This is a genomic window from Hydrogenophaga sp. Root209, assembly GCF_001428625.1.
Classification (GTDB): Bacteria; Pseudomonadota; Gammaproteobacteria; order Burkholderiales; family Burkholderiaceae_C; genus Hydrogenophaga.
In genome coordinates this window covers 62521-78725 of sequence record NZ_LMIE01000006.1, presented here as the reverse complement: position 1 = coordinate 78725, position 16205 = coordinate 62521, and the positions used below count along the sequence as shown (strand labels likewise).

Annotated in this window: 18 protein-coding genes; 16 read left to right on the top strand and 2 right to left on the bottom strand. The window is 64.9% G+C overall.

The window, feature by feature from the left end; genetic code table 11:
- Positions 1-18 precede the first annotated feature (18 nt).
- Together flgM and flgA are read right to left on the bottom strand one after the other, a co-directional pair.
- On the bottom strand, positions 19-336 hold the full coding sequence (flgM, locus tag ASE11_RS06875) for a flagellar biosynthesis anti-sigma factor FlgM (RefSeq protein ID WP_056268485.1): 318 nt from the start codon (positions 334-336) through the stop codon (positions 19-21).
- 136 nt (positions 337-472) lie between these two features.
- Positions 473-1210, bottom strand: coding sequence for a flagellar basal body P-ring formation chaperone FlgA (gene flgA / locus ASE11_RS06870; RefSeq protein ID WP_056268482.1), 738 nt, complete (start codon positions 1208-1210; stop codon positions 473-475).
- A gap of 176 nt (positions 1211-1386) precedes the next feature.
- On the opposite strand from flgA, the gene flgB reads away from it, so the two are divergent.
- From flgB to ASE11_RS06785, 16 genes are all read left to right on the top strand, one after another.
- Positions 1387-1788 carry a flagellar basal body rod protein FlgB gene (gene flgB, locus ASE11_RS06865; RefSeq protein WP_056268479.1) on the top strand — a complete coding sequence of 134 codons (402 nt, stop codon included), beginning with the start codon at positions 1387-1389 and terminating at the stop codon, positions 1786-1788.
- A gap of 17 nt (positions 1789-1805) precedes the next feature.
- A complete protein-coding gene (gene flgC, locus ASE11_RS06860; RefSeq protein ID WP_056268474.1) occupies positions 1806-2210 on the top strand; it encodes a flagellar basal body rod protein FlgC in 405 nt (134 codons plus the stop codon).
- 26 nt (positions 2211-2236) lie between these two features.
- A complete protein-coding gene (locus tag ASE11_RS06855) occupies positions 2237-2899 on the top strand; it encodes a flagellar hook assembly protein FlgD (RefSeq protein WP_056268471.1) in 663 nt (220 codons plus the stop codon).
- A gap of 56 nt (positions 2900-2955) precedes the next feature.
- On the top strand, positions 2956-4179 hold the full coding sequence (gene flgE / locus ASE11_RS06850; RefSeq protein WP_056268468.1) for a flagellar hook protein FlgE: 1224 nt from the start codon (positions 2956-2958) through the stop codon (positions 4177-4179).
- A 32-nt stretch (positions 4180-4211) separates the two neighbouring features.
- Positions 4212-4949 (top strand): flagellar basal-body rod protein FlgF, encoded by a 738-nt coding sequence (gene flgF / locus ASE11_RS06845; RefSeq protein ID WP_056268465.1) that lies wholly within the window; start codon positions 4212-4214, stop codon positions 4947-4949.
- A 17-nt stretch (positions 4950-4966) separates the two neighbouring features.
- Positions 4967-5749 carry a flagellar basal-body rod protein FlgG gene (gene flgG / locus ASE11_RS06840; RefSeq protein WP_056268461.1) on the top strand — a complete coding sequence of 261 codons (783 nt, stop codon included), beginning with the start codon at positions 4967-4969 and terminating at the stop codon, positions 5747-5749.
- Between the two features lie 20 nt (positions 5750-5769).
- Complete coding sequence (locus ASE11_RS06835) at positions 5770-6459, top strand: flagellar basal body L-ring protein FlgH (RefSeq protein ID WP_056268785.1); 690 nt, start codon at positions 5770-5772, stop codon at positions 6457-6459.
- Between the two features lie 12 nt (positions 6460-6471).
- Entirely contained in the window at positions 6472-7629 is a 1158-nt protein-coding gene (locus tag ASE11_RS06830) for a flagellar basal body P-ring protein FlgI (protein WP_056268456.1), read from the top strand.
- A 178-nt stretch (positions 7630-7807) separates the two neighbouring features.
- Complete coding sequence (gene flgJ, locus ASE11_RS06820; protein WP_056268451.1) at positions 7808-8680, top strand: flagellar assembly peptidoglycan hydrolase FlgJ; 873 nt, start codon at positions 7808-7810, stop codon at positions 8678-8680.
- A gap of 13 nt (positions 8681-8693) precedes the next feature.
- Positions 8694-10613, top strand: a complete 1920-nt coding sequence (flgK, locus tag ASE11_RS06815) for a flagellar hook-associated protein FlgK (RefSeq protein ID WP_056268447.1) — start codon at positions 8694-8696, stop codon at positions 10611-10613.
- Positions 10614-10646: 33 nt separating this feature from the next.
- On the top strand, positions 10647-11864 hold the full coding sequence (gene flgL, locus ASE11_RS06810) for a flagellar hook-associated protein FlgL (RefSeq protein ID WP_056268444.1): 1218 nt from the start codon (positions 10647-10649) through the stop codon (positions 11862-11864).
- Between the two features lie 13 nt (positions 11865-11877).
- Entirely contained in the window at positions 11878-13119 is a 1242-nt protein-coding gene (locus ASE11_RS06805) for an HDOD domain-containing protein (protein ID WP_056268439.1), read from the top strand.
- Between the two features lie 71 nt (positions 13120-13190).
- Complete coding sequence (gene queC, locus ASE11_RS06800; RefSeq protein ID WP_056268436.1) at positions 13191-13922, top strand: 7-cyano-7-deazaguanine synthase QueC; 732 nt, start codon at positions 13191-13193, stop codon at positions 13920-13922.
- Positions 13923-14418: 496 nt separating this feature from the next.
- Positions 14419-15054 (top strand): hypothetical protein, encoded by a 636-nt coding sequence (locus ASE11_RS06795; protein WP_056268431.1) that lies wholly within the window; start codon positions 14419-14421, stop codon positions 15052-15054.
- Positions 15055-15072: 18 nt separating this feature from the next.
- A complete protein-coding gene (locus tag ASE11_RS06790) occupies positions 15073-15558 on the top strand; it encodes a hypothetical protein (protein WP_156406255.1) in 486 nt (161 codons plus the stop codon).
- On the top strand, positions 15555-16205 hold the full coding sequence (locus tag ASE11_RS06785) for a hypothetical protein (protein ID WP_056268424.1): 651 nt from the start codon (positions 15555-15557) through the stop codon (positions 16203-16205). The genes ASE11_RS06790 and ASE11_RS06785 overlap by 4 nt, the downstream gene beginning before the upstream one ends.

The following is a 16205-nucleotide window of genomic DNA, read 5'->3' as shown; positions in this document are numbered from 1 at the left end:
ATGGTGGTTGGGGAGAAATCAGGTGCGCGGGCCGAGCATTTCGGCTGCATTGGCCAGCATCTTGTCGGCAATGGCTTCGGCGTTGACCTGGAAGCTGCCGTTGGCGATGGCCGCCTTCATGGAGGCCACCTTGTCGGCGTTGAACACGTCGCCACCCGAGACCGAACGGGCCTCGGTGGTGGACGACGAGAGGGTCACGGTCACGCCGGTCTGGGACTTGGCCGCGCTGGCGGTCGATGCCGCGGCGCTGGCTTCGGCCGCCGCGGGCGCGGTGGCCTTCTGGGGACCGCCGGCCACAGAACCAATGTACGAATCCGGTGATGAATCGACTTTCATGTCACGCTCCAAACCCCGAAGTCAGGGCCTTGTCCTGACTGTATCGACCCTGATTTCCAGAACTTTAATCAAACGCTCGTGCTGTTCGTCACGATTTTTTGGCCATCCGAACGGGTCTGAACAAAAATGACCTCAATCACAGGGCCAGTTCGACCGTCTGGGCGTCACGCACCACCCCGGTCACCACCCGTCCGCCCGGCAGTTTGACGCGGGCGGATTCGCCCACCATGCCCGCCGTGAGTGCCCGCCCGGTGGCTGAAACGCTGAAACCGCCGCCTTCACCGCTCACGCGCACCTGAGCGCCCGGGGCAAAGGCCTGGGGGGCGCGCACCATGTTCTCGCGCAGCGCCAGGCCGGCGGTCAATGGAAAGGCCGCCAGCTGACCCACCCAGCGCTCGGGCACGGCCAGCACGCCGGAACGCTGCTCCGCCCAATCGATTTCGGCGATTTCAGCGTCTTCTTGAGTGAGGGTGTCGCCCGCGGCCACCGGGCGCTTGAGCACCCAGGCCGGTCCCCAGGCTTTCACGGTGACCGGTACAAACACGTTCCAGCGCGTGGGACCGTCCACGCAGCGCAGGCCGATACGGCTGCGGCCCCACAGCCGGGAGCCCTTGGGCAGGTGGGGCTCGACCCGGTTGCAGGGCGCCAGCTTCAGGCGCGCGTCGAGCGAGCCCATCACCACCTCGGCGCGCAGCGGCATGGCGGCGTCCTTGGGCAAGGCGGTGGCCAGGGCGGGTGTGAGGAAGTCGTGGGCCATTTTCTCCAGCACGGCCGGCTCGTTCGCCAGGGCGTTCCCGCCGCTCAGCGTCAGTGCGGCCAACGCCATGAGACGGGCTGTCAGGGACGAGAAGAGGGCGGGCAACGGCTTGGGCATGGCCTGCACTGTAGGCCGCCGCTGGTTGTGGGAAAGCCGGGAAAAGGCCGTCTTAGGTGTCTTTGTTCCGGCCATTGAAGACCCTCAAGATTTCCATAATTCGTCCAACGCCCCGGTGTCCGTGCCCTCTGAGGAAGGCCAGTCGCCCGCCCCGCAACCCGTGCCATGAGGTGAACATGCTTGAACAGATGACCGCCCGGCTGGACTTCCATGCCAACGCCCTGCTGCTGCGCTCACAGCGCCAGCAGGTCATAGCGAGCAACATCGCCAACGCCGACACCCCCGGCTACGTGGCGCGCGACTTCGACTTTGCCGCCGCGCTCAAGAACGTCTCGGGCATGCAGGGTGGCGCTGGCGTGAGCCTCACCAGCGCGGGCCACATGCAGCTGGGCACCAGCAGCGCTCAAGACCCCAGGCTGGCCTACACCGTGCAGACCCAGGCCAGCCAGGACGGCAACTCGGTCGACCTGGACCGCGAGCGCGCCAGCTTCGTGGACAACAGCGTGCGCTACGAATCGACGCTGCGTTTCATCAACTCCCACGTCAAGACCATGCTCAGCGCCATCCAGGGCCAATGAGCTGAAAGGAATCGATCATGTCGATGTTTTCCATCTTCGGTGTTTCGGGCAGTGCGGTCAGCGCGCAGTCCCAGCGCCTCAACGTGGTGGCCAGCAACCTGGCCAATGCCGATGCCGTGGCCGGGCCCGATGGCAAGGCCTACAAGGCACGGCACATCCAGTTCCAGACCATGCCCATGGGCGGTGCGGGCAACGCCGGCGTGAAGGTGAAAGACATCACCGAGAGCCAGGAGCCGGGCCGTCGCGTGCACAACCCCACGCATCCCAGCGCCGACGCCGAAGGCTATGTGAACCACTCCAACGTGAACCCGGTGGAAGAGATGGTCAACATGATTTCGGCCTCGCGTTCGTACCAGAACAACGTCGAGGTCATGAACACGGCGAAGTCGCTGTTGCTCAAGACCCTCCAGATGGGCCAGTGAGCCCCTTGATTCACAGGAACTGACCCATGTTCATCCAGCCCATCGACACCACGAGCCTCGGCAACACCGTGGGCAGCACCACCGGCACCGCGGCCAAGAACAACATGGACCCGGCGGCCTCGCAGGACCGGTTCCTCAAGCTCCTGGTCGCGCAGCTCAACAACCAGGATCCGCTGAATCCGATGGACAACGCGCAGATGACGACCCAGATGGCGCAGATCAACACGGTCAGCGGCATCCAGGAACTCAACGCCACGCTCAAGGGCATGGCGGCGCAGTTCTCGTCCACCTCCGCGCTGCAAGCCACTTCGCTGATCGGTCGCGAGGCCTTGTTGCCTGGCGAAACGCTGGCGTTCAAGAACGGCCAGGGCAAGGCGGCGTTCTCGCTCGAAGGCGCGGCCACCGACGTCAAGGTCGACATCATGGGCACCAACGGCGAGGTCATCAAGACGATCGAGATGGGCGCGCTCAACGGCGGCCTGCACGGTTTCAACTGGGACGCCGAGGGCGTTGATCCCGCCACGGTCAAGGGCTTCAAGGTGCGCGCGATGAGCGGCAACGAACGCGTCGACTCCGTGTCGCTGCAGCGCCTCTCGGTCGATTCGGTGAGCTTCTCCGGCGGCTCCATCTACATGCTGCTGCAGGACGGCAGCACCCGCGCCTACAACGACGTGCTCGCGTTCATGTGAACCGCTGACGCGCCACTCACTTTTCACACCACTTCCCCCACCCCAAGGACATCACCATGGCATTCCAGCAAGGACTCTCCGGCCTGAACAGCGCCAGCCGCAACCTCGACGTGATCGGCCACAACATCGCCAACGCCAACACGGTGGGCATGAAGAGCTCGCGCGCCGAATTCGCCGAGTTGTACGCGAGCTCGGTCAACGCGGCGGGTGGCGCCAACAAGGGCATCGGCGTGACCGTGGCCACGGTGTCGCAGCTCTTCACGCAGGGCAACATCACGGTGACCGGCAATGATCTGGACCTGGCCATCAACGGCAACGGCTTCTTTGAAGTCAGCCAGCCCAACGGCACCATGGCCTACACCCGCGCCGGCATGTTCAAGCTCGACCGCGAAGGCAACATCGTCAACCAGCAGGGCGGCCAGCTCATGGGCTACCCCACCGACACCGAGGGCAACCGCCTGAGCTTCGACAGCCAGCCCTTGTCGTTGCCCACCAGCGCCCCGATCCCCGCGCGCCAGACCAGCGGCATCGTGGCCCAGTTCAACCTGGATGCCCGCGCGCCCGTGGCCGCCAGCGTCACGCCGCCCACGCCGCTGACGACCTACGGCACCTCGGTGGTGGCCTACGACCCGCAAGGCATGGAAGTGCCGGTGGCCCTGGCCTTCACCAAGACCGGCAACAACACCTGGGAGGTGTACAGCAGCGTCAACGGCAGTGCACCCGCCGCGTTCGCGCCGCCGCTGTTGCTCAACTTCAACGCCGACGGCTCGCTCGATCCGGCCTCGATCACGCCCGCACCCACGCTCACGCTGGCCTCGCCCAACGACCCCACCGTCACCTTCCCGGTCACGCTGGACATGACCGCAGCCAGCCAGTTCGGCACCGACTTCGCGGTGTTCGACCTCGACCAGGACGGTTACTTCCCGGGCGAATTCGTGGGCCTGAGCATCGACGAAGCCGGTGTGGTCACCGGCCGCTACTCCAACGGCGAGACGCGCGCCGCCGGCCAGGTAGCGCTGGTGAACTTCCGCAACTCGCAAGGTCTGTCGCCGTCGAGCGGCGGCAACTGGGGCGCCACCTTCGCTTCGGGCGAGCCGGTGCGCGGCGAGCCCGGCTCGGGCAACTTCGGCGGCATTCGCTCAGGTGCGCTGGAAGACTCCAACGTCGACCTCACCGCCGAGCTGGTCAACATGATGACCGCGCAGCGCGCCTACCAGGCCAACGCCCAGACCATCAAGACGCAAGACCAGGTCCTCAGCACCTTGCTGAACATGCGCTGATCAAGCGCTGAACCGAACCAAGGAGCCCGCCCATGGACCGCATGATCTACACCGCGATGACCGGCGCCAACGCCGCGCAGCATCGTCAGCAGGTGCTGGCCAACAACCTGGCCAACGTGTCCACGCCGGGCTTTCGCGCCGAGCTCTCCACCTTTCGCGCCGTGCCCGTGCGCGGCGACGGTGCGAGCACGCGCGTGTTCGCACTCGAGGCCACCGCCGGCCACTCCAACACGCCGGGTGCGATCACGTCCACCGGGCGCAACCTGGACGTGGCCGCGCGCGACAACGCCTATTTCGCGGTGCAGGGGCTGGACGGCACCGAGGCCTACACCCGTGCCGGCGCGCTCGAGGTCAACCAGGACGGCTCGCTCGTCAACGCGCAGGGCCTGCCCATGCTGGGTGATGGCGGCCCGATCGTGATCCCCGAAGGCGCCCGTGTGGACATCGCCTCCGACGGCACCGTCAGCACGCGCGTGGGCAACCAGCCTTCACAGCAGGTCGGCAAGCTCAAGATGGTCGTGCCCGACGAGGACAACCGCTTGAAGCGCGGCGAAGACGGCCTGTTTCGTGGCGTGCAGGGCGACCCGCTACCCGCCAGTGACGTGGCCCGCCTGCAGGACGGCGCGCTCGAAGGCTCCAACGTGAACCCGATGGAAGCCATGGTCGGAATGATCGCCGTGGCCCGCCAGTTCGAGGTGCAGATGCGCATGCTGCAGAACGGCGAAACCAACGACAAGACCGCCAGCCAGTTGCTGAGCATGAATGGCTAAACCCAGGAAGAAACACCATGATCAATTCGCTGATGATTTCCAAGACCGGCATGCAGGCACAGCAGATGCAGCTGGACGTGATTTCGAACAACCTGGCCAACGTGTCCACCAACGGCTTCAAGCGCGCCAACGCGGTGTTCGAAGACCTGATGTACCAGAACCTGCGCCAGGTCGGCGCCAACACGGCCGAGCAGGCCGAACTGCCCACCGGCCTGCAGGTCGGCCTGGGTGTGCGCACCGTCGCCACCTCGCGCAACTTCTCGCAGGGCAGCATGCAGCAGTCGGACAACCCGCTGGACCTGGCGGTCAACGGCAACGGCTTCTTCCAGGTGGAACTGCCCGACGGCACCACCGGCTACACGCGCGACGGCAGCTTCAAGCCCGACGCGCAGGGCCGCATCGTCACCTCCAGCGGTTACCCGCTCACCGCCGGCATCACCGTGCCGGCCGAGGCGCAGAGCATCACCGTGTCCGCCGATGGCGTGGTTACCGTGAAGCTGCCGGGCAACCCCGCGCCGCAGCAGGTGGGCAACATCGAACTGGCCACCTTCATCAACCCGGCCGGCCTGGAGCCCATGGGTCAGAACCTCTACACCGAGAGCCTGGCCTCGGGCGCCCCGATCAACGCCGCGCCCGGCACCGCCGGCACCGGCACCGTGATGCAGGGCTTCGTGGAAACCTCCAACGTCAACGTGGTGCAGGAGCTGGTCACCATGATCCAGACCCAGCGCGCCTACGAGATGAACTCCAAGGCGATCCAGACGTCCGACCAGATGCTGCAGCGCCTGAGCCAGCTGTGATCGTGAACGGAGAAACCACCATGTTCCGTCTTGCCGTCGCGCTGACCCTGGCCGTGCTCGCCACCGGTTGCGAAACCATGAGCTCCAAGGTCGATCTGGAGCCGGTGAAGCCCGTGACCTACGCCCAGATGGCGCCCACCGCCAACCCGGTGAACACCATGAGCACCGTGCCCAGCGGCAGCCTGTTCCGGGCCGCCAACTACCGGCCCGCGTTTGAAGATCCACGCGCGCGCATGCCCGGCGACACACTCACGGTGCAGATCACCGAACGGCTCAACGCCAGCCAGACCTCGTCGGCCTCGATCGACCGCAGTGGCGAGATCTCGGGCGGCGTCTCGGCCTTCCCGTTCCTCAAGACCCCGCTGCTGGACAAGCTCAACCTGGGCGCCCAGTCGGACAACAGCTTCTCCGGCGACGGCAAGAACCAGAACAACAACAACTTCTCGGGCTCGATCACCACCACCGTGCAGGAAGTTCTGCCCAACGGCCACTTGGTGGTGGTGGGCGAGAAGCAGATCGGCGTGAACCAGAACGTGGACGTGTTGCGCTTCTCCGGCACGGTGGACCCCAAGCAGATCCGCGCCGGCAACACCGTGGCGTCGACCCAGATGGCCAACGTGCGCGTGGAGTCGCGTGGGCGAGGCGCGCAGGGCGAAGCGATGGCAATTGGCTGGTTGGCACGGTTCTTTTTGAGCGTTATCCCCTTCTGACCCACGCCCACAATGGGTCTCGTTCTGCCCACTGAGGAATTTGCGGTGAAGTCATCCCTTTCTCCCCTGCGTCTGCTGGCCCTGGTCCTGGTTTCACTGACCATGGCTCTGCCCGCCACCGCCCAGTCGATCCGCATCAAGGAAATCGCGGCGGTGCAGGGCGTGCGCAGCAACCAGCTCACCGGCTACGGCCTGGTGGTGGGCCTGGACGGCACGGGCGACCAGACCACGCAGATGCCCTACACCGCGCAGAGCATGAACAACTACCTGCAGCAGCTCGGTCTCTCGCTGCCGCCCGGTGCCAACATGCAGCTGAAAAACGTGGCGGCCGTGCTGGTCACCGCGCAGCTGCCCGCCTTTGCCCAGCCCGGCCAGACCATCGACGTGACCGTGTCCTCCATCGGCAACTCCAAGTCGCTGCGCGGCGGCACGCTGATCACTACGCCGCTCAAGGGCGCCGACGGTGAAATTTACGCACTCGCCCAGGGCAACCTGCTGGTGGGTGGCGCTGGCGCGTCGGCCGGTGGCAGCAAGGTGCAGATCAACCACCTGAGCGCGGGCCGCGTGCCCGGTGGCGCGCAGGTGGAGCGTGCGGTGGCCACGCCTTTTGCCCTGGGCGAAACCATCGACCTCGGCTTGAATTCGAGCGACTTTCAGACCGCCAGCCGCGTGACCGACGCGATCAACCGCGTCATGGGCGCCGGTGTGGCCAGCGCGGTCGACGGCCGCGTGGTGCGCTTGCGCGCACCGGCTAACCCAGGCGAGCGCGTGGGCTTCCTGGCCAAGGTGGAAGAGATCCGCCTGGATGCCGCGATCCCGATGGCACGCGTGATCATCAACTCGCGCACCGGCTCCATCGTGATGAACCAGGCCGTGAGCCTGGGGGCTTGCGCCGTCTCGCACGGCAACCTCTCGGTGAGCATCAGCTCCACACCCGTCATCAGCCAGCCCAACCCGCTGTCTGTGGGCGGCCAGACCGTGGTGGCCGAGCAGGCCAACATCCAGATCAGCCAGGACAAGGGTTCGCTCATCAAGCTGGACACCGCGCCGCAACTTGCCGACGTGGTGCGCGCCCTCAATTCGCTGGGCGCCACGCCGCAGGACCTGCTGGCCATTCTTCAAGCCATCAAGGCTTCGGGCGCGATGAACGCGGAACTGGAGGTGATCTGATGTTGTACGGAGCACTCGTTCAGACGCGCCACCGCACGGGCGGGGGCTTCGACAGGCTCAGCCCGAACGGGATGGGTGTCGGGGCGGGTCTCATCCGCGTGCTCACATTTCGGTTCGGCCTGAGCTCCCCTCCGTTCGGGCTGAGCCTGTCGAAGCCCTCGCGCGGTGCTGCCCAGCCATGAACCCGACCAGCGCCCTCTCCAACGGCGGCCTTGCAGCCGACCCCACAGCGCTCAACGCGCTGCGGTACGGCGCGGGCAAGGGCGGCAACGACAAGGCCGCGCTCAAGGAAGCGGCCAAGCAGTTTGAATCGCTCTTCATGCGCGAGCTCATCAAGAGCATGCGCGAGGCCACGCAGAAGTCGGGTCTCATGGAAGGCGAGGGCGCCGACCTGGGCACCGACCTGCTCGACCAGCAGTTCGCCGTGCAGCTCTCGGGCCTGCCCGGCGGATTGTCCGAAGCCATCGAGCGCCAGCTCGGCAAACAGATGCAGAACAACGCTGCAGAGAAGGCTGGTGCTGCGGATGCGCTGCCGGCAGGCAGCGACGCGAGCACCGTGGGCCGCGCCAGCGCAGGCCCGCGCCAGGCCGGTTTTGTGGACCAGCACAGCGAGGCCGCGGCCACTGTTGCGCGCGAGTCCGGCATACCGGCGAGCTACATGATCGGCCAGGCTGGCCACGAGACCGGCTGGGGCAAGAGCGAGATCCGCCACGCCGACGGCACGCCGTCGCACAACCTCTTCGGCATCAAGGCCACCGGCGCCTGGAAGGGCAAGGTCGCCGAGATCACCACCACCGAATACATCAACGGCGAGCCGCGCAAGGTCACGGCGAAGTTCCGTGCCTACGACTCCTACGCCGACTCGTTTCGCGACTACGCCAAGCTCATCGGCAACAGCCCGCGCTACGACAACGTGATGGACCAGATCGGCTCGGTGCAGGGCTTTGCCGCGGGCCTGCAGAAGGCCGGCTACGCCACCGATCCGCAGTACGCCGCCAAGCTCAGCCGCGCCATCAACACCACACTGAGCCTGCAACGCGCTCAGGGCTGAGGACCACACCACCATGTCATCGCTGAACATCGGCGCCCGCGCCCTCAACGCCAACCTCGCTGCCCTGCAAGTCATCGGCAACAACATTGCCAACGTCAACACGCCCGGCTATTCGCGCCAGAACGTGCTGCAGCAGACGTCGGGTTACCAGCAGATGGGCAACGGCTTCTTCGGCAAGGGCATGGAGATCGCCACGGTGGAGCGCTCGCACAGCGCCTACCTCACGCGCGAAGCCCAGATGGCCGGCTCCGTGGCCGCGGCCGACGCACTGCGCTACTCGCGCCTGCAGGCACTCGAGAGCGCCTTTCCCCTGGGCACCGGTGGCCTGGGCGCGGCGCTCAACGACACCCTCAACGCCTGGGCCGACGTCTCTTCGTCGCCCAGCAACCTCACCGCCCGCGTGGTCGTGATCGCCAAGGGCGAGGAGTTCGCCAGCCGCCTGCGCAACACCGCCAGCCAGCTGGATGCGCTGTCCAAGAGCACACAGCAGCAGGTGAAGGGCTCGGTCGACGTGGTCAACGGCCTGGCGCAGGACCTGGCCAAGGTGAACCAGAAGATCATCGAGACGGCGGGTGATTCGCACACCCCCAACGACCTGTACGACCAGCGCGACCAGTTGCTCGGCGAACTCAGCAAGCACATCCAGACCAGCTCGGTCGCCAACAAGGACGGCTCGGTGAGCGTGTTCGTGGCCGGCAGCCAACCGCTGGTGCTGGGCCAGAGCGCCAACCAGCTGGCCGTCACACCCGACCCCACCGACAACTCGCGCATTGCCCTGGCCTTCGTGCAGGGCGGCGTGTCGACGCCGCTGCCCGACGCCACGCTGGGCGGCGGTGAACTCTCGGGCTTGATGAACTTCCTGAACAAGGACCTGGCAGCGGTGCAGAACCAGCTGGGCCGCATGGCGCTGGCCTCGGCCACCACGGTGAACAACCAGCACACGCTGGGCATCGACATGCAGGGCAATCCGGGTCAGAACTTCTTCATCCCCCCTGCTGCCGCCATCGGCAAAGCCAACCCGGCCAACACGGGTGACGCCGTGGTGAGCTCCAACGTGAGCGACCCGGCCGCCTTGATGGCGTCGGACTACGAATTGCGCTTCACGGGCACCGATGTGACCGTCGTGCGTTTGTCCGATGGCGACAGCACCACCATGCCCATCGCCTCCGCCCCGTTCGTCAAGGACGGCCTCACCTTCAACATCGACTCCGGCACGGCCGCCGCCGGCGACCGCATTCTGGTGCGCCCGTTCGAGGCCGCCGCGCGCAACCTGCAAGTGGCCATCGGCTCGCCCGACCGGCTGGCCGCCGCCAGCCCGGTGATGGTGACACCCGGCGTGACCAACGCGGGAGGCCTCAGCGTGGAGACCCTCTACGCCGTCTCCAACTCGGCCAACCTCACCGACCCGGTGAGCCTGACCTTCCAGGCCGATGGCACCTTTGTCGCCACCGGACTGGGTCCCGGCAACCCGCCACCCGACAACGTGGGCCCGCCCGCCACCTACAACTTCAAGCCTGGTGAGCCCATCGTGCTCAACGGCTGGAGCCTGACCTTGCGCGGCAGCCCGTCCCCCGGAGATCAGTTCAACATCGACCCGGCGCCAGCCGGCTCCACCGCGCAGAACGCCGGCAACGCCAGCGCCGTGCTCGCCCTGCGCGACCGCCCGACCTTTGAAGGCGTGGCCCTGGCCGACGGTTATGTGAGCCTGTTCTCCGACGTCGGCACCCGCGTGCAGGGCGCGAAATTCGCCACCGAGTTCTCGGCCCAGATCGCCACCACCGCCGAGACCGCGCGCAGCAATGTGTCGGGTGTGAACCTGGACGAAGAAGCCGCGCGCCTGCTGCAGTACCAGCAGGCCTACCAGGCCTCGGCGAAATTTCTGCAGATCGCCCAAAGCACCTTCGACAGCCTGCTGGCGACCGTGGGCCGCTGAAGCCCCCGCACACCGGCCTGACAGGAACACCCCATGCGAATTTCCACCGCGAACAGCTACGACAACACCGTGAGCCTGCTGGCTCGCCGCCAGGCCGAACTGGCTCGGATGCAGGAAAACCTTGCCACCGGCAAGCGGGTGCAAAAACCCAGCGACGACCCGGTGGCCGCCACGCTGGCCGAAACCGCGCAGAACCGCCTCTCGCGCACGCAGGCCGATCTGCGCTCGCTGGACACGGCGCGCACCGGTTTGCAACAGGCCGAAAGCGGTCTGGCGGAATCGGGCGAGATCATCCAGAAGGTGCGCGACCTGCTGGTCAGCGCGGGCAACGCCACCCATGGCCCGAGCGAGCGCGAAGACATTGCGCGCCAGCTCGAAGGTCTGCGCGAACAACTCATTGGCGTGGCCAACCTCAAGGACAACGCCGGGCGCACGCTCTTTGGCGGCCTCGGCGGCGCGGCCACCCCGTTTGTGGACACCTACGCGCCGCCCGGCGGAGGGGTGATTTTTGGTGGTCAGCGCGGCCAGGCCGCCGCCGGCAACACCTCGGTGCCGCAGGCGCTTGACGGCAACGCCATCTGGATGAGCGTGCCCGAAGGCAACGGCCGTTTCACCCTGAGCCTGCCCAACACCAACACCGGCAACGTGAGCACCAGCATGGGTGAAGTCGACAACGGCGTGACGGCGATCGACGACTACCGGATCGACTTCAACGAAGTGGCCGGCGTGATGCAGTTCACCGTGACCAACGTGACCAACCCCGCCGCCAACCCCATGCCCGGTGTCACCGGCGTGCCGTATGAAGCGGGCAAGACCGTGTCGTTTGGTGGCGTGTCGCTCCAGATGAACGGCGTGCCCGCCACCGGTGACCAGATCGTGCTGGAGCAGGCCCAGCAGACCGATATTTTCAGCGTCGTGAGAAACGCCGTGGACGCACTGCGCTACACCGGCGCCAACGACAGCGCCCACCGCACTCAGGAACTCGCGCGCACCATGACCGAGCTCGACGCTGGCCACGACCGCGTGTTGCTGGCCCGTGGGCGTGCCGGCGAATGGCTCAACCGCGCCGACTCGCTCGACGCCCTGATGGAAGACCGCAGCGTCGATCTCAAGGCGGAAAAATCCCGCCTGGAAGACCTCGACCTCGTCCAGGGGATTTCGGACTTCAAGTCCATGGAACTGGGCCTGGAGGCCGCCCTCAAGTCCTACGCCCAGGTGCAGCGCCTGTCGCTGTTCCAAGTGATCAATTGACACGCTTGCCAACATGTTGAGTCACACCGTCCTGGACAGCCTGGCACTCGGCTACGAGCCGGTATGGAACCGCGAGCGCCAGCTGGCCGCGGTGCGCCTGAGCGTGCACCCCATCCACGCCGCCGCGGTGGATGCCGCTCACCTCATGCAGGCGCTGGGCGACGACTGGCCCGAGAGCGCGCCGGTGCTCATCATCGCTATCGCCTCGCCCCAGCTGCTGCAACAGGCCCTGGCCTGCGCACCGGTGCACAACACCTGGCTGGAAGTGCCCGCTGCCCCGTTTGAGGCGCCCGAAACCCTGGCCGCCCTGTCGGTGGCCAACCGGCGCGGGCACTGCCTGATCCGCCGCACCAGCCTGGAGGCGTTTCGGCAGGGCAAGTCACCCGGGTTCGATGTGCGCAACTTGCTGCAGCTGAGCCCGCAAGAAGCCGCCGACATCCTGCAGACCCAGTCCACACCCGGCTTGCACCAGCGCAGCCAGAGCCTGCCGCCCGCGCAGCTCTACCACGGCGTGCAGACCCGCACCTTCGCCCGCTACCTGCTCGACGATGCCGACGCATGGGGCCTGCTCGGTTGGCCCGATGCCGACGTGCTGCTGGCCCACCGCCACCAGCCCATCTCGTGCGACCCGCGCGTGATCCGCCAGATCTTGCAGGCCATCAACGACGACTGCTCGCTCGAACGCCTGGAGCGCCTGGTGCGCCAGGACCCGGTGCTGGTCTACCGCATCCTGCTGCTGGTGAACTCGGCCGCGTATGGCGGCCGCCACGAAATCGGGTCGCTGCGCCACGCACTCATGATGCTGGGCTTTCGTGAACTCAGCCGCTGGCTGTTCGAGCAAGCGCCCGGCAGCGAAACCGACAACGACCTGCAGCCCGTGCGCGCGGCCATGGTCATGCGCGCGCGCCTGGCGCAGCACCTGCTGGCCACCGGATCCGAAGACAACCTGCGGCTGGAGGTCTACACCACCGCGCTGTTTGCCCACCTCGACAAACTGCTGCACGCGCCGCTGGGCGAGCTGCTGCACAAACTGCCGCTCTCCGGCCGCCTGTACGATGCCGTGCTGCGCCACGATGGCCCCTACCACCCGCTGCTCGATGTGGCGCGCGCCCAGGGCGAGCCGGGGCAGTTGCACCGCCTGAGCGCGGTGTGTGATCGCAATGAGGTGAGCCTGGAGCAAGCCAACCGCGCGCTCATCCGCATGCTGGCGACGAGTCGCGATCACGCGGGTGTGAGATCCGAACGCATGGTCTGAGGGAGCGGCTTTAGCTCCCTCTCCCTCTGGGAGAGGGCAGGGGTGAGGGCCCGCGCGCTACCATCCCGCCCATGACCGCAGCCCCTCTCCACAACACCCCGCACCACACCAGCGCACTCGTGCTGTTCTCCGGCGGGCAAGATTCCACCACCTGCCTGGCCCACGCGCTGGAGCGTTTTCCGCGCGTGGAAACCCTGGGCTTTGACTACGGCCAGCGCCACAGCGTGGAACTGCAGGCCAGGCCCGTGGTGCTGCGCGAACTGCGCGAGCGTTTTCCCGCCTGGGCCGATCGATTGGGCGAAGACCACGTGCTCGATCTCGCGGTGCTCGGCAAGGTCAGCGAAACCTCACTCACGCGCGACATGGCCTTTCGCATGGAAGAAAACGGCCTGCCCAACACCTTCGTGCCCGGCCGCAACCTGCTGTTCCTCACGCTCGCCGCCGCGCTGGCCTACCGCCGCGGCATCCAGGTCATCGTCACCGGCGTCTGCGAAACCGACTTTTCAGGCTACCCCGATTGCCGCGACGACACCATGAAAGCGCTGCAAGTGGCGCTCTCACTCGGCATGGACCACCGCTTCCTGATCGACACCCCGCTGATGTGGATCGACAAGGCCGCCACCTGGCGCCTGGCCGAAACCCTGGGCGGCAAAACCCTGGTGGATCTGATCGTGGAACACACCCACACCTGCTACCTGGGCGACCGCGAGCACCGGCATGCGTGGGGATATGGGTGTGGGAGCTGCCCGGCTTGTGAGTTGCGGGCGAGGGGGTGGAGCAACTACGTCGGCCCGCTTGGCTGATATTTCACTTCCCCCTTCTTCTCCGGGAGAAGCTTGGAGCAAGGGCAATTCACAGGATTGGTGCCCCTTTCGATCTGCCCGAGTCTGGCAAAGCCTTGCGCGGCCGAAGAATTCATTGAATCGCCCGTGCCCGCCTCAGGGCACTACTGCATTCGAGGTATGGCCTTGAGTGGGCTTCATCGGTAAAACGCCTCCACACAAAAAACACGCAAGACCTGAAACGACGGGTCGCGTACAGGGAGGAAATGATGGAGTGTCAAAACTTCGCCGGGCATTGCACTGGCACACCTCATCGCGCGGCGGATCGCGAGGAGAGACGCCAACTCGGCGAAGACGTTTCTGCTGAGGCTGACCGTTCCGTTAAATCCATACCGCATGGGGGTCGGCACCACCTGTCAGCCGCGGTTGCGCCCTTTGAGGCGAATGCCTCCAACCCTCCCACCATCTCGGCGGGCGCTGGCAGAACGGTCAAAGCTTTGAGTTGGAGTTTTGCCGCATGAAAAAAGCCCTATCTCCCTACGGATCCAAACCCTTCCCTTGGCTGGTCGTGGTACTGGGCCTGCTGGTTCTGAGTGCCGCTGCCGCTGTGGGTTGGAACTGGTACCAGACCCGCTACCCCAGCTGGTACGAAGAGGTGCGCCTGTCCGACGGGCGCGTGATCACCATCCACCAGAAGCGCGAGTACTACGAGAACTATGGAACTGCCCAGAGCTGGGTGACCATTGACCTGCCGGAACTGGGCGGCAAGCAGGTCTGGCATTCGTATTTGATGCCCCAGCGGGTGGATGTGGTGGATGGGAAGGTTCATGTGTTTGGTGCACCAAGAGGTATTAAGGAAAACAAGATATACAACTACCCTAAACAATACATGGTTGCGTTTACATGGAATGGAGATGGATTTGAACGAGTTGCCTTCCTAAATCTCCCCGCCCTCATCAGATCTTCGAAAAACGTCTACTCATGTATTCCGCAACCATTGGAAGAAAGGCTGCGTATTGAAACGAAAGAGCAGCGCTGGTGTCCAGTAAGCGGAGGGCGCTGGAAATTTGGAAAAGATATCGTGCTATCCGATTACGAGGCATTGGCCAATTTTTATGCCAAGGCGGGTGGCGGCAAACCAATATCTGACTAATCAACCAAGGAGGACATCATGGCAAACACAAATGAATATGCAGCACTTGCATCACATGTCTACAACAATCAAAGAGGTGGAGGTGGGGAAGGCGCTACGGAGAACATTCTTGACGTGCCTCTTGGTTGGGTCAATACCACACAGCTAGGTTTCGCCGTAGGCGACACGCTGAACGCAATCAACCCATTCAGTTTCACAGGGGGTATCTACCTGAACCAAGCCACGGCCGAGATCGTGGTGGCGTACAAGGGCACGGATTTTCTGGTGGAGTTTGAAGGGCGCGTCTGGAACACGATGGCCGACTTGCTGACCGATGTGGGTCTGGCCAGCACCAGGGCCTTGGTGCTGGGTCTGGGCCAGCAGCTCAATGCCATGGCGTACTACCTGGCCGTCAAAGACTGGGCGGTGGACAACGGGCACGACCCGGCCAAGATCACCTTCACCGGCCACAGCCTGGGCGACGGGCTGGCTGCGAACGATGTGAACTGGAGGCTCGCCGCATGAAAAAAGCCCCATCGCCTTCGGGCTCCAAACCCTTCCCCTGGCTGCTCGTGGCGCTGGGCCTGCTGGTTCTGAGTGCCGCTGTCGCTGTGGGCTGGAATTGGTACCAGAAGCGCTATCCCAGCTGGTACGAAGAGGTGCGCCTGTCAGACGGACGCGTGATCACCATCCACCAGAAACGCGAGCACTACGACAACTACGGCACCGCCCAGAGCTGGGTGACCATTGACTTGCCGGAATTAGGCGGCAAACAGGTCTGGCATTCGTATCTGATGCCACAGCGGGTGGATATGGTGGATGGGAAAGTTTATGTGTTTGGGATTCCGAGAGGGGATCGACAATTGACATACTACAAGTATCCCAAGTACTTCATGGTTGGTTTTGTTTGGCGGGGATCGATGTTTGAGCGAGTTCCTTTTATGTCATTACCTGTCAATATTCGGGAGGCAGAAAACGTTCTCCCATGTTTGCCAAAGGAGGTAGGCATTAACTCTAGTAGAGTGGCTATTCAAAAGAAGGATCAGGCTTGGTGTTTACGAAGAAATAATTCGGGAAAATCCAGCCAGAAAATAGATATTGATGAATATAAAGCGCTGGCCGATAAGTGGGCTGCGATCCCTCGTTGGGAAGAAAAATTTCGTTCTGAATAA